We start from the raw sequence: 13,445 nt of genomic DNA, 5'->3' as shown, positions 1-13,445 counted from the left end.
CTTAGTTCTCCGAACTGTCCTGCGGGGCGCGAGGTGCGCTCAAATCTGAGGGGGTGCTGCGGGCTGAGCCGTCACGAGCGGTGCGAATGCTCCGCGGGCGCACCCGTGCGGTGCGTTCCGGCGCACCGGTCGGTCGGTAGCCCGGCCTGCTCTGCGGCACGGTCTGCCACAGCACCGAACCGGTCGCCGGAGCCGCTGTCGGCGGACTCGACCGCCAGGTGCCGCCCGCTATGTAACTGGTCATGGCATTGAGCACCGCAGCAACGGGAACGGCGAACAAGGCGCCCGGAATTCCGGCGAGCAACGCTCCGGCGGCAACCACGAGCACGACGGCAAGCGGATGCACCTTCACGGCCGTTCCCATGATGAGCGGCTGCAGAACGTGGCCTTCAACCTGCTGCACGAGCAGCACCACACCGAGCATGCCGAGGGCGACGGCCCAGTTGTTGAAGATCAGGGCGATGATAATGGCGACAGAGCCGGTCGCCACGGCACCGACGATGGGAATAAAGGAGCCGAGGAACACCAGAATACCAATCGGGATGGCCATCGGCACTCCGAGCAGGGCGGCACCGACACCAATGCCCACGGCGTCGATGGAGGCCACCAGAATTTGCACCTTGGCGAAATTACCGAGGGTGGTCCAGCCGGCGATACCGGCACCGTCGACGGCGGCGCGGGCACGCAGGGGAAAGAATCGCACGATCCAGGCCCAGATGGCTTTGCCGTCGATGAGAATGAACAGCAGGCTGAACAGCGCCAGGAGCAGACCGGTGAGCAGATGCCCGAGGGTGGTACCGACCGAGAGGGCACCGCTGATGAACACGGCGCTGTCGTTTTGAATCGCTTGCCACCCTTGATCCAGATAGCTGCTGATCTCCTGTTCGGACAACTGCAGGGGTGAGGCTGCGAGCACTGACTTGAGGCTGTCGAAGCTCGCCGTGAGGCGAGCGCTCAAGCCGACCGTGCCCTCGGCGATCTGGGTGGAAGCCAAAGTGACCAAGCCGGCGACGAGCACAAGTGTGCCCAACATCGCAACGGCTACGGCAAGCCCCTTGGGCCACCGATGTCGCACCAGGAAGGCCACGAGGGGAACCAACAGCGCGGACACCAGCACCGCGACCAGCAGCGGAATGATGATGAGCCGCAGCTGTATGATGAGAAAAATCAGCACGGCGATGGCTGCTGCGATCACAATCAGGCGCCAGGACCACGCTCCAGCCAAGCGGATGCCGGCCGGCAGATTCTCGTCGACCCCGTTGGGCACCGGGGCCGGGGCCACCACCTCAACCGGGGTGAGAACGAGTTCGGAACCGCCCTGATCGACGCTCGCGCGTGCACGCTCAGCACGGGCTCGCTGAAGACCCTGCCGGCGGCGCAGACGTAGCAGGGCGCGCGCGCCCGGATTGCCCGTAGATTCACTCACTCGCCCAGTCTAGGACTGCCGCGTGGCCTCACAACGCGATCCTCCCGTGCGGCGTAACAGATGATTGTGCCGCCCGAATGGCTGGCATACCCGTTCGCCGGATAGAGTCGAAAAGATGGTTCACACAGTCTCCCCCACAACGATTTCACCCGCGCTCGCGCGGCGAATCGCACTGGCCGCACAGGGGTTCGGAGCCCGCCCGACCACGACGGTCGGTATTCGCCAGCTGACCGCTCTGGTGAACCGGCTCGAGCTGCTGCAGATCGACTCCGTCAACGTGTTTGAACGCAGTCATTACATGCCGGCTTTCAGCCGCCTTGGCCCCTACGACAAGGCTCAGCTCGACCGCCTCACAACCGGACGCGAGGCCCGTTTCACCGAATACTGGGCGCACGAGGCATCTTTTTTGCCGATTGACGTTTGGCCGTTGTTTCGCTGGCGCATGCAGCAAAATCGGGACCGGTCGGCGCGCACCGTTGATAACTGGTCGGGTGCCAACCAGCCGATGCTGGAATGGCTCCTGGCCGAACTCGCCGCCAACGGCCCGATGCGTGCGAGCGAGATCGAGCACGACGCCAACAAGCGCAGCGGACCGTGGTGGGGCTGGTCCGACGTGAAGACCGGGCTCGAAGTGCTGTTCCGCTGGGGCGACGTCGTGAGCGCTGGGCGCATCCGCTTTGAACGGGTGTATGCCCTGCCCGAGCAGGTCTTCTCTGCTGTGCTGCTCGACCGGGATATTACCGAAGCGGATGCCCACCGCGAGTTGGTGCGCCGCTCGGCTCGTGCGCACGGGATCGGCACAGTGAAGGACTTCGCGGACTACTTTCGGCTGAAGTCAGCGCCGACGCTGGTGGCTGTTCGGGAGCTGGCCGAGACCGGCGAGCTTATTCCGGTGGAGGTGCCGAGCTGGGGGCCGCGGGGTACCCCCGGGGCCGCCTGGCTGCATCGGGACGCCAGACTCCCCCGAACCATGGACGCCCAGGCGGTGCTGTCACCGTTCGACCCGGTGGTCTGGGAACGTGCCCGGACGCTACGCCTGTACGACTTTCACTATCGCATCGAGATCTACACTCCGGAACCAAAGCGGATCTTCGGGTACTACTCGCTTCCGATTCTGCTCGGCGACACGGTCGTTGGCCGGGTCGACCTCAAGAACGACCGACAGGCCGGGGCGCTGCGCGTGCAGGCGGCCTGGGCCGAGCTTTCAGCGCCGGCGGATGCCGCGGGCCGGCTCGCGCACGTGCTGCGGGAGGCCGCGGCGTGGCAGGGGCTCGGCGAGATCGTCGTCGCTCCGCGCGGCAACCTGGCGTCGGCCCTGGCGTTCGAGCTGCGATAGGCCTGTCGTCGCGTCGAAGGGTCACCTGCTTGGCCGCGGAGTCGAACTTCGGTCGGTCGTCGCGCCGAAGGGTCACCTGCTCCTCGCTCAAACATTGAGGGTTTCCGGGGACCACGAAAAGCGTGCGGCGGCCCCCGGAAACCCTCAAAACTCGCAAAAACCGCTGGTCGAGCCTGTCGAGACCGCAATCGACCGACGCGAGCCGATCTGCAGAAAGCTGGGTCAGCGGTATGGGGTTAGAACTTGCTGCCCATTGCGGTGAGGCGCGCGATGCGGTCTTCGAGCGGCGGGTGCGTCGCGAAGAGCTTCGCCATGGCGCCCTTCTTAAGTGGGTCGGCGATCCACAGGTGCGCCATCGACGTGTTCTGCTTCTTCATCGGGCGGCCGTATTCGCCGAGCTTGGCCAGGGCTGAAGCGAGCGCGTCGGGATGGCGCGTCGTCAACGCGCCGGTGGCATCCGCCAGGTATTCGCGCTGGCGGCTCACTGCGAGCTGAACGACAGTCGCAATCAGCGGAGCCACGATCATGGCGACAAGGCCGAAGACCATTACCACGGGGTTGCCGTTACTGTTGTTGTTGCGACCGAAGAACGCCATGCGCAAGAAGATGTCGGACACGAAGCCGATCGCGACGACGAGCCCGAAGACGATCATCGAAAGCCGAATGTCGTAGTTGCGCACGTGACCCATTTCGTGGGCCATGACGCCCTCGAGTTCAGCGTCGTCCATGATGTCGAGCAGTCCGGTGGTGGCTGCGACAATCGCGTGTTGCGGATCACGCCCGGTGGCGAACGCATTCGGCGCCGGGTCGTTGATGATGTACACCTCGGGCATCGGCGTACCGGTGGTGATCGACAGATTCTCGACCGTGCGCCACAGCCGAGGGTGATCAGACTGACTGTTGACCCTGATTCCGCCACTCATTGAAATGGCCTGGCGACCCGCCGCGAAGTACTGGATGAGTACGTACGCCGAGGCGATCACGATCGTCATGATGAGCGCTGTGTAACCGTTGATACCGTAGGCCACACCCGCGAGCCAGCCGAGGCCGGTGATCAAGGCGATGAAAAAAAAGATGATGAAGACGGTGTTGCGTTTGTTCTTGGCTATCGCGCTGTACATCTAGCGCTCCGTTAGAACTGCACGCGAGGCGGCTCCGCAATCGCTGCGGAATCGGCCACCTCGAAGAATTCGCGTTCGGTGAAACCAAGGTTGACGGCGAACAGGTGGTTGGGGAACACCTTGATCTTGGTGTTCATCTCGCGCACGCCACCGTTGTAGAACCGACGCGCGGCTTGGATCTTGTCTTCGGTGTCAACGATCGCGCCCTGCAATTGCAGGTAATTCTGGCTGGCCTGCAACTGCGGGTACGCCTCAGCGACGGCAAAGATGCTCTTCAGCGCGGTCTGCATGTGATTCTCAGCAGCGGATGCGTCGGCCGGGCCTTGGGCAGACAGCGTCTCGGCCCGAGCCTTGGTCACGTTCTCAAACACGCTCTTCTCGTGCGCCGCATAGCCCTTGACCGTTTCGATCAGGTTGGGAAGCAGGTCCGCACGACGCTTAAGCATCACCGTGATGTCGCTCCACGCTTCGTCGACGCGCACGTTGAGCGTCACGAGAGAGTTGTACGTCGACCACAGGTAGATACCCACGATGGCGACGAGTGCGACGACGATCAAAACCGGGATGAGCCATTCCATGGCAGCGTCTCCTTGCAAATTGGCGAGATGTGTACGTTGGCACGGAGACAGGAACTGGCCAAAAACGACCCCCCGTGCGTACCTGCCTATACTAACGGCGACCCCGGAGGCTCCCACCCGCTTCCCATGACACTCCAAGCAAGCTCAAGGCGCGCAGGGATTCCCCCGGCGGACAGGCCAGCGCAGGTCAGCCGGGCTCTTCGACGTCGAGCAGCACCTCGTTGCGGCGCAGAAACCAGGGCTTGAACGGCGGGTCGAATCGGGCAAATCTCGGTGCCCCCACGACGCTGAGCCCGGCCGCGGCGAGCGCCGCGCCTAACTCCTCGAGATGCTGTTCGTAACGCGTCTGACTCCAGCGTCCGCTGAAGCGGAGCGCACCGGCGAGGCTGGCGGGCACGGTGCGCAGGTGCACTGTGGGGTCCGTGGGTTGCGGCGCTGTCTCGGCCGTCATCCCTGTGGGCAGCACGAAAGCGACCCGGAATTGTTCCCCGGCCGCAGCGCCAGAGACATCGTTCACGCTCTGCTGCAGTACTGGCGCGGTCATCGCGATCTTTTCGGCGACATCCGTTTGCACCACCGGCGCCGTCATGGCGACTTTCTGGAGTGACTGGTTGGCCCCGGTGATATACGCGAACAGATGGCGGAAGGCCCGATTCCCGGCGTCTTCGAACGGGCCGTCGGTGGTGACCTCGGCCACCAGATGCGCGGGGTATCGGCGCAACTCGAAATCCTCGTAGTGCGTCACGACTTGATAGGGCTGTTGCTCGGTCACGCACCGAAGCTACTGCAGATGGCTGGGTTCTCGCTCCGCGTCTCGACATTCGCGTCAGACGCACCAAAACCGCCCATTGTGGGCTTGACACGGCGGGTGCAGCGGCGGAGAGTTCGAGCATGGTGAACAAATCCGCCCTCGCGATCGACGTGACCGATCTGCACGTGCGGCGGGGAAAGCATCCGGTGCTGCACGGTTTGTCGGTCAGTGTTCCCCGCGGCGTCGTCGTGGGCCTGCTCGGCCCCAGCGGATGCGGCAAAACCACGCTGCTGCGAACGATCGTCGGCGTGCAGGTGGTGCAGTCCGGTACCGTGACGGTGCTCGGCCGGGAGGCCGGCTCGGCGGCGCTGCGCCACCGGGTGGGCTACGTGACGCAGGATGCCAGCGTCTACGACGACCTCACCGTGCGCCAGAACCTGCAATATTTCCGTGCCGTGTTGGGGGCCCCGCGCAGCGACGTCGACCGGGTACTGGCCCTGACCGACCTCACGACTCAGGCAGGTCAGCTGGTCGGGTCGCTCTCCGGCGGGCAGCGCAGCCGGGTATCGCTCGCCGGGGCCCTGCTCGGCTCCCCCGACCTGCTCGTGCTCGACGAACCGACAGTGGGCCTCGATCCGCTGCTGCGGGTCGAACTGTGGACGCTCTTTCACCAGCTCTCCGCCTCGGGAACGAGCCTGCTCGTCTCCAGCCACGTGATGGACGAAGCCAGCCGCTGCGACCGGCTGCTGCTCATGCGCGACGGCGAGATTCTGGCCGATGACACCCCGGCGGGGTTGCTGGCTTCGACCGGCACACTTGATACCGAGGGGGCGTTCCTGGCGCTGATAGCGCGGAATCCGCTTGCCGGCCCGGGCGACGGGGGCGACTCGTGAACCCGCAACGCACCCTCGCGACCGCCGGTCGGGTGCTCAGCCAGGTGCGACACGACCCGCGCACGATCGTGCTGCTGCTCGTCGTGCCGAGCCTACTGATCGGCCTGCTGGCCTGGATCTTCTCGGACACCCCGGTATTCGCCATGATCGGGCCGGGCATGATCGCGCTGTTTCCCTTCATCGTGATGTTTCTTGTGACAAGCATCACCACCCTGCGGGAACGCCGCACCGGCACGCTCGAGCGCCTGCTGTCGATGCCGCTCGGCAAGGGCGATCTCATCCTCGGCTACACGCTCGCGTTCGGGCTGCTCGCGGTGGCGCAATCGGCCGTCGCGGTGGGGTTCGCGGTGTGGGTGTGTGGGCTGGAGATCAGCGGATCCGTTTGGCTGCTGCTCGCCGTCGCAGTGGCGGATGCTGTGCTCGGCACGACCCTCGGCCTGCTCGCGAGTGCGTTCGCCCGCACCGAGTTCCAAGTGGTGCAGTTCATGCCGGCGCTGGTGTTTCCGCAGATTCTGCTCGGCGGCATATTTCTGCCCCGCGACCAGCTGCCCGATGTGCTGCGAGCCATCAGCGACTGGTTGCCGTTGTCCCACGCGATCGACGCCCTGCAGGCGGTTGCGACCGACTCGCAGGATGCCGCCTATGTCGGTGGGGAGTTGCTGATCATCGGGGCGTGGATTGTGGGAGCGGTGGTGCTCGGGTCGGTGACGCTGAGGCGGCGCACGCCGTAGTCCTCGATGGGGACGCGCGGAGTCGGGTCATCCGCTCCCCGCTCAAACATCGAGGGTAAGTGGGGAAGCTCCGAAAAGTGCACTCGGAGCTTCCCCACTTACCCTCGAAACTCGCAACTCCGCGGAAAACCCGACTCCGCGCTGAGCCGGCGCCGGTTAACGGTTGGCCAGTGCGTGCTGCAGCCAGCGGTAGCTCAGCTTGGGGGTGCGGGTTCGACGGTCATCAGCGAAGTCGACGTGCGCGAGGCCGGTCGGCTGGGTGTAGCCGGCGTTCCACTCGAACGCGTCGAGCAGGGACCAGAACGTCACGCCGCGGAGATCCATGGCGCCGGCTGGCGCTCCGGGGGCAGTCGCCTCGAGGGCTGCCACGAGGTGTTCGGCCAGATAGTCGACCCGGGCGGGATCGTGCACCTGATGGCGGGCATCCGCTTGGTCGGCGAAGGCACCGCCGGCCAGCGACAGATACACCGGGGGCAGATCGGGGTAGCGTGCGACGAGTTCGGCGAGCGCCACGGCGACGTTTTCGGGGGCGTTGACTGTGCCGGCCGACGTGGTCGAGTGTTCGCGGAAGGCCTCGAGGTGGAACGGCCACGACGTGACCGGAATCGGCCGACCATCGGGGGCCTTCAGCACGGTCGGGCCGGCCGCGACCCGGGCGGGCTCGGTATAGCTCAGGCCGTAGAAGTCGAGCGGCTGCTGGATCGTGCGAAGGTCGGCGGGGTCGGCCTCGAGCAGGGTGCGCAGTTCGACCGCGAACGGTTCGAGCGGGTCAGGGTAGTGCCCGAGCAGCACGGGGTCGGCGAACAGGCGGTTCTGCAGCAGGTCGTAGAGGGCGGCGTAGGAGCGGTCCTGGTCGCGGTCGGTGGCGGACTGCACGGGGGTGTGGGCGTTGACGAGACCGATGCGTCCAGGAACATCGGCGGCGCGCAGGGCCTGCACGGCTAGTCCGTGTGCGAGCAGCTGGTGGTGCGCGGTCGGTAAGGCATCGAACAGCAGGGTACGGCCGGGCGCGTGCGTGCCGAGCGCATACCCCTTCGTGGTGACCGTGGCCGGCTCGAACAGGGTGACCCAGGCGTCGATCCGGTCGCCGAAAATCTCCCCAACGGCGTGGGCGTAGTCGGCGAAGCGGCCCGCGGTGTCGCGGTTCAGCCAGCCGCCGCGTAGGGCAGCTGGCAGGTCCCAGTGCGAGAGTGTCGCGGTCGAACGGATGCCGTCGGCCAGCAACGCGTCAAGCAACCGGTCGTAGAACGCGAGTCCATTACGGTTCAGGGCGCCACGGCCCTCCGGCTGCAGCCGGGTCCAGCCAAAGGAGAACGCGTAGGAATCGACACCGAGGTCACGCAGCAGGGCGGTGTCTTCGCCGTAGTTCTTCACGTGATCTGCTGAGACGGAGGCGTTCGAGCCATCGCGAATGCGACCGGGCACCTGGCTGAAGGTGTCCCAGACGCTGTCACCGCGGCCGCCATCGCGCGCGGCGCCCTCGACCTGAAAGGCGGAGGTGGCCACGGCCACCTCGAACCCGGTCGGCAGTCGGTCGCCGAACTCGACGGCACGATGTTCCCAGTCCCGGGCGGCGATGGCGCGATTCGCTGGTGCTGCCGGGGTACGGGGCGTGGGATTCATCTGGGTGCGGCTCTTTTCGGCGGGCGGCGCGGGGCATCCGCTTCTCTTGAGGGTGTCACGTTTACGACCGACTGACGGTAGGTTTTGTGGTCCGCGAAGAATTCCTCTGGTTTGTTACTCTATTTGCAGGTGCGGGAGGTTGACTTTGCCACCGTCTACCCCTCAACTTGGGACAGGGGGTGAATTGTGTCCGCATCGGCTCGTACCGCAGTCTTGATCACGTCGGCGCGCCCGCGGCACTCCCGCAGCGTTGCGGCTCTAGCAGCCGTGTTGCTCGGCTGCGCCATTGCGCTTGCGGCTCCCGCGCTATCGACCGCACAGGCCGACGAGGCTCCGGCGAATTCGGCGCCGCAGACTGCAGCAGACGAGACAGCGACAGAGCCGACGCCGGCCGAGGCGACGCCGACCGCGACCGAGGAGCCGATTCCCAACGCGACGACCGGCCCAGCGCCGGCTCCACAGATCAGCCGCCCGGACAACGGGCAATTCGTCGGAAGCAACCGCACCGCAGTGTCGGGGACGAAGGCTGCTGGCCAGCAAATTCAGCTGCTGTCGCCGCGAGGTGGGGACCCCCTTTGTATCTTCCCGAGTGACGCAGCGGTGGAGACCGACACGTCGACGACGTGGAGCTGCGACAACGTCTACCTGCAAAACGGACCCAACATCATGCTGCGGGTGGTGGTGACCGGCAGTCCGACTCTGAGCTCCGAGATCTCCGTTGCCGTACTCGGCGCCCCGACGGTGCTCGGCGGGTTGACCGGGTCGGAGTCCAACGGCTGGGTGCGAGGAACCGGGCACCCGCAGGCCGTCGTGACGGCGACCCTGCCCAACGGGGATACCTGCAACAGCACCGCCGACAGTTCCGGCGCCTGGGCCTGCCTGTTCTCGGGCCTCGGCAACGGCAGCCTGGACGTGACGGCGAGCCAGACATCCTCCTTCAGCAGCCCGACATCGTCGAACCCGAGCACAGCGGTCGCGATCACATTCGACGTCACCGCGCCGAAGGCTCCGGTCCTGACCTCTCCGAGCGCTGGCGCGCAGGTGTCCGTGGCCGGCGCCCAGTACACCGGTACCGGTGAAACCGGCGCCACGGTGACGGTGTTCGCCGGCGCCTACTCGGTCTGCTCCGCCCCGGTGATCGGCGGAACCTGGACCTGCTCGGCCGGTGGAGTGGCCGCCGGGTCGTACTCGGTCATCGCCGTACAGAAGGACAACGCCGGCAATGTCGGAGCGGGCTCGACGCCCGCATCGGTCAGTTATGTGGCTGAGAGCACGCCGACGCCGTCTGAGTCCGCCTCGGAGACGCCACCGGTCACGCCGACTCCGAGCGCATCGGCCTCGCCGTCGCCGGATGGCGCGGTTGCCGCACCCGGACCTCCGGTTGAGCCGTCGCCGACCCCGGAGCCGGGGACCACCGCGCCAGCCCCGGAAGCGGCGGAGTCGGAGAACGAAGGGGCTGCGGCATCCGCTTTCCCCGGCCAGTGGAATGACCCGACTCGGTTTGCGGCGGCCATCGGCCCGACGGGCACCGGCTCGCCGTTTCCGTGGTTTCAGGCCGGTCTGCTCGCCCTGGGGGCGCTCCTGCTGATTGCCGTGCCGTTGCGCCTGCTCGCGGGCACCATATCCCGCTCTCGCGGCGGCCGACCGCTTCGGGCACTCCCCTCTCTGGCGGGACGCAACCGGGTGCGCGAGGAATTCGAGGTTGCACCAACCGTGCGGCTCAACCGCTGGTTGCGCGGCGGAGCGGCGCTCCTGGCTGCGGCGACGTTCGTCATGCTGTCCGGTCCGATCGTCGACCAGCCGGCTTACCTGCGTCTGCTCGTCGCCGTGATCATCGGGCTGGTGCTGGTCAATGCGGTGGCCATTCTGGTTCCGCTGTGGTGGAGTTCCCGCGTACTGCGGCTGCGCGGAACAGTCACCTTTCTGCCGCGCTACCTGCTGCTCATCGCGGCGGCGGCGATCGCGTCCCGCCTGTTCGACATTCACCCCGCCCTGCTGTTCGGGCTGCTCGGCAGCGTCACCCTCACCGCCACGACGGATGCCGTCGGCCCGCACGGCGCGCACCCCTCGCCCGCAAACCCCACGACGGCGCAGCGCGGTCAGCTCGCCGCCGTGCGGGTAGGCGCTCTGGCAGCCTTCGCCGTTCTGGCCTGGTCGTTCGGCTCGCTGATGCCCGCAGCCAGTGATTTCGTGACGTCGCTGGCCGCGGAGACGGGCAACACGATCGTGCTCGCCGCCATCGGATCAGCGGTGCTGATTCTGGTGCCCGTCGGCCACACCAGCGGGCGTCGCATTCTGTCCTGGTCGCCGCTGCTCTGGACCGGTCTGACCGTCGTCACGTACGGAATTCTGTTCGCAGCACTGTCACCGATGGTCGAACAGCTGCAGAGTGCGGGCACGGGCATGACGCTGTGGATCACGGCGGCAACCTTCGCCGCTGTGTGCGCCAGCGCGTGGGCCTGGCAGCGGTTCATCGCACCCGCTCAGCGCTAACGCCCGGCAAGCGGTATCGTACACATGTGCGCCTAGGAGTTCTCGACGTCGGTTCGAACACCGTCCACCTGTTGGTTGTCGACGCGCACGAAGGCGCTCCCCCGGTGCCGATGGCCGCCGACAAGAGCGTGCTGCGTCTCATGCGTTACATCACGCCCGAGGGCGCAATCAATGACGAAGGTGTCGCGGCGGTTCTGAGCTCTGTACAACACGCAGCGGATGTTGCCCAGCAGCACAACATCGACGAGTTGCTGCCGTTCGCGACCTCGGCGCTGCGCGACGCGACCAACGGTCCCGAACTGCTCGACCGGGTCGAACGGGAAACCGGTGTCACTCTGCAGGTGTTATCCGGCGAGGACGAAGCCCGGCTGACCTTTCTGGCGGTGCGTCGCTGGTACGGCTGGTCGGCCGGCAATATTCTCCTCTTCGACATTGGCGGCGGGTCCCTGGAGATCGCTGCCGGCGGAGCTGAGTTTCCCGAGGTCGCGCTGTCGCTTCCGCTCGGGGCCGGACGCAGCACGATCGGCTTTCTGCACCACGATCCCCCGTTGCCGGAGGAGGTGTCTAAGTTGCGTAAGCACGCGGCATCCGTTTTGCGCGATGCGGTTGACGCGTTCGCGCACCTACCGGCCCCACACCACATTGTCGGGTCCTCGAAGGCGATTCGTTCGCTGGCCCGTCTGGCCGGCACAACCTCTGATGGCGTCGGCGCCGCCGACCGGCTCCGTCTGGGACGCGCCGAACTCGATGACTGGGTCCCGCGGCTGGCGCGCATCCCCGCCGACGCCCGCCCGGCGCTGCCCGGAATCACCGCCGACCGCACCTTTCAGATCGTGGCCGGAGGCATCGTGCTGGGCGCAGCGATGGCCGCATTCGGGGCTGCCGAACTCGAGGTGTCGCCGTGGGCGCTGCGCGAAGGCGTCATTCTGCGCTACCTCGACCGGCTGCGTTAGTATGCCCTTTCACACCGACTCATAGGAGAGCCCTGATGCGAAGACTGACCGCCGGCCTGTTCATGTCCCTCGACGGCGTCGTCGAATCGCCCAACCTCTGGCAATTCGACAGTTTCGATGAAGAGCTCGGTGTGGAAATGACCTCGATGATGGACCGCGTCGACACCGTGCTGCTCGGCCGGGTTGGCTACGAACAGTGGGCAAGCTACTGGCCGAGCGCCGAGCATGACGACCCGTTCGGCGCTTTCATCAATCCCGTGCCGAAGTTCGTCGCCTCGCGCACGCTGACCGGCGAGCTGGCCTGGCAGAATTCCACGCTGATCACCGGCGACCTCGACGAGTTCGTGACCGACCTGAAGAACACGGAGGGCGGCGAGATTTCGCTGGTCGGCGGAATTTCGCTCGTACGCCAACTGCTCTTCGCCGGCCTGCTCGACTCGCTCACCGTGATGACGCACCCCGTCGTGGCGGGCGTTGGCCGCCACCTGTTCGAGCCGACCGATCCACTGACGCGGCTGACGATGCAGAAGTCGTTGACGACGAGCAAGGGCAACGCCCTGCTCACCTACGGCCTGCGCGCCGACTGACGGGACAGCACCATGACGATCTATCCCACACCGATCGACCCGTCCGAGCTTTTTCAGAGCCCCACCTTCGCGCAGGGCATGATCGCGCCCGCTGGGCCCATTCTCTACGTTGGCGGGCAGAACGGCGCTGATCGCAGCGGCGCGCTGCTCGATGGGCTCGGAGCGCAAACCGAGCAGGCTTTGCGCAATGTGCTCGCGGTGCTCGCTGAAGCTGGAACCGGCCCCGAATATGTGGTCAAGCTGACCATCTATCTCGCGAACGGAATCGACCCCGGTGAGGCGTACGCGGCCACTGCCACGGTCTGGGGAAACCGTCGCACCGCGGTCACGGTACTAGCGGTCACCCCAGCCCGCGCGGGCGCTCTCGTCGAAATCGAAGCCGTCGCTGCGTTCCCCCAACAAGGACTCGGCGCGGGGTCGTAGCCACCAAGCGGGCATACCGCCCACCGCCCCGCATCCGTTTTGGTCGCAGCTCTCGACTTGTCTCGTCGCCGTCTCCCCGGTTGGCGCTCTGAACAATACATCGTCTCCTACCAAAACTGACCCGGTCGATCCCGTGTCAAGCGGTCCCAGCACGAGGCGCGCAGTCGTAATAGGTAAAGCTCTTGGAAAATACAGTCATTGACACTGGCACAGCACTGGCGCACGGCGGCAAGAAGTGCCACAAGTGGCATCAGCACGATTACAGCAATTTGTCCGTAGTGCGGCGTCGACTATCGACGCCGAACTATTCATGATCCTCAACCCAAACCTGTTGCCACGGTTGTTAACGCCGACCGAAAATAGGGCCAGTATCGCCGATTGAAAACAGGGCCACCAGCCACTTTGGAGGGTGATCAATATGGATGATTGGGCGAAGATACGCCAGCTGTTTTCAACGGGCCAGCACTCGAAGCGGGAGATCGGCCGGTTGGTCGGAGTCTCTCGAGGGACGGTCGATCGGGCGTTGGAAG

General features: G+C 65.9%; 13 protein-coding genes. 8 read left to right on the top strand and 5 right to left on the bottom strand.

Annotation, left to right across the window (positions count from 1 at the left end; genetic code table 11):
* Position 1: 1 nt before the first annotated feature.
* Entirely contained in the window at positions 2-1,426 is a 1,425-nt protein-coding gene (locus tag QMF22_RS12630) for an AI-2E family transporter (protein ID WP_283454123.1), read from the bottom strand.
* Positions 1,427-1,541: 115 nt separating this feature from the next.
* Between QMF22_RS12630 and QMF22_RS12625 the strand changes: the two genes are divergently transcribed.
* Complete coding sequence (locus QMF22_RS12625; RefSeq protein ID WP_283454121.1) at positions 1,542-2,762, top strand: winged helix-turn-helix domain-containing protein; 1,221 nt, start codon at positions 1,542-1,544, stop codon at positions 2,760-2,762.
* Between the two features lie 236 nt (positions 2,763-2,998).
* On the opposite strand, the gene QMF22_RS12620 is transcribed toward QMF22_RS12625, so the two are convergent.
* From QMF22_RS12620 to QMF22_RS12610, 3 genes are all read right to left on the bottom strand, one after another.
* Entirely contained in the window at positions 2,999-3,883 is an 885-nt protein-coding gene (locus QMF22_RS12620) for a M48 family metalloprotease (RefSeq protein ID WP_283454119.1), read from the bottom strand.
* Positions 3,884-3,894: 11 nt separating this feature from the next.
* Positions 3,895-4,461: a LemA family protein gene (locus QMF22_RS12615; protein ID WP_092108227.1), complete on the bottom strand. Its 567-nt coding sequence runs from the start codon at positions 4,459-4,461 to the stop codon at positions 3,895-3,897.
* A gap of 187 nt (positions 4,462-4,648) precedes the next feature.
* Positions 4,649-5,233: an SOUL family heme-binding protein gene (locus QMF22_RS12610; RefSeq protein ID WP_283454116.1), complete on the bottom strand. Its 585-nt coding sequence runs from the start codon at positions 5,231-5,233 to the stop codon at positions 4,649-4,651.
* Positions 5,234-5,352: 119 nt separating this feature from the next.
* Between QMF22_RS12610 and QMF22_RS12605 the strand changes: the two genes are divergently transcribed.
* Positions 5,353-6,105, top strand: coding sequence for an ABC transporter ATP-binding protein (locus QMF22_RS12605; protein WP_283454114.1), 753 nt, complete (start codon positions 5,353-5,355; stop codon positions 6,103-6,105).
* Positions 6,102-6,836 carry an ABC transporter permease gene (locus tag QMF22_RS12600; RefSeq protein WP_283454112.1) on the top strand — a complete coding sequence of 245 codons (735 nt, stop codon included), beginning with the start codon at positions 6,102-6,104 and terminating at the stop codon, positions 6,834-6,836. Before QMF22_RS12605 ends, QMF22_RS12600 begins: the two co-directional genes overlap by 4 nt.
* A 156-nt stretch (positions 6,837-6,992) precedes the next feature.
* Here the strand turns inward: QMF22_RS12600 and QMF22_RS12595 are convergent, their stop codons facing one another.
* Positions 6,993-8,459, bottom strand: a complete 1,467-nt coding sequence (locus QMF22_RS12595; protein WP_283454110.1) for a glycoside hydrolase family 1 protein — start codon at positions 8,457-8,459, stop codon at positions 6,993-6,995.
* Between the two features lie 186 nt (positions 8,460-8,645).
* Between QMF22_RS12595 and QMF22_RS12590 the strand changes: the two genes are divergently transcribed.
* The 5 genes from QMF22_RS12590 to QMF22_RS17400 form a co-directional block, all read left to right on the top strand.
* Positions 8,646-10,952 (top strand): hypothetical protein, encoded by a 2,307-nt coding sequence (locus QMF22_RS12590; protein ID WP_283454108.1) that lies wholly within the window; start codon positions 8,646-8,648, stop codon positions 10,950-10,952.
* Positions 10,953-10,978: 26 nt separating this feature from the next.
* Positions 10,979-11,905 (top strand): Ppx/GppA phosphatase family protein, encoded by a 927-nt coding sequence (locus QMF22_RS12585; protein ID WP_283454107.1) that lies wholly within the window; start codon positions 10,979-10,981, stop codon positions 11,903-11,905.
* 35 nt (positions 11,906-11,940) lie between these two features.
* The gene (locus QMF22_RS12580) at positions 11,941-12,492 is read left to right on the top strand and encodes a dihydrofolate reductase family protein (RefSeq protein WP_283454106.1); all 552 of its coding nucleotides are present in this window, start codon (positions 11,941-11,943) and stop codon (positions 12,490-12,492) included.
* Between the two features lie 12 nt (positions 12,493-12,504).
* Positions 12,505-12,915, top strand: coding sequence for a RidA family protein (locus QMF22_RS12575; protein ID WP_283454105.1), 411 nt, complete (start codon positions 12,505-12,507; stop codon positions 12,913-12,915).
* Positions 12,916-13,333: 418 nt separating this feature from the next.
* The coding region (locus tag QMF22_RS17400) for a hypothetical protein (protein WP_349357100.1) at positions 13,334-13,445 on the top strand (112 nt) is incomplete at its 3' end.

The sequence above is a fragment of the Cryobacterium sp. PH31-L1 genome (genome assembly GCF_030063145.1).
Taxonomy (GTDB): Bacteria; Actinomycetota; Actinomycetes; order Actinomycetales; family Microbacteriaceae; genus Cryobacterium.
The sequence above is the reverse complement of the archived record's forward strand: the minus strand, read 5'-3'. Positions and strand labels throughout refer to the sequence as shown.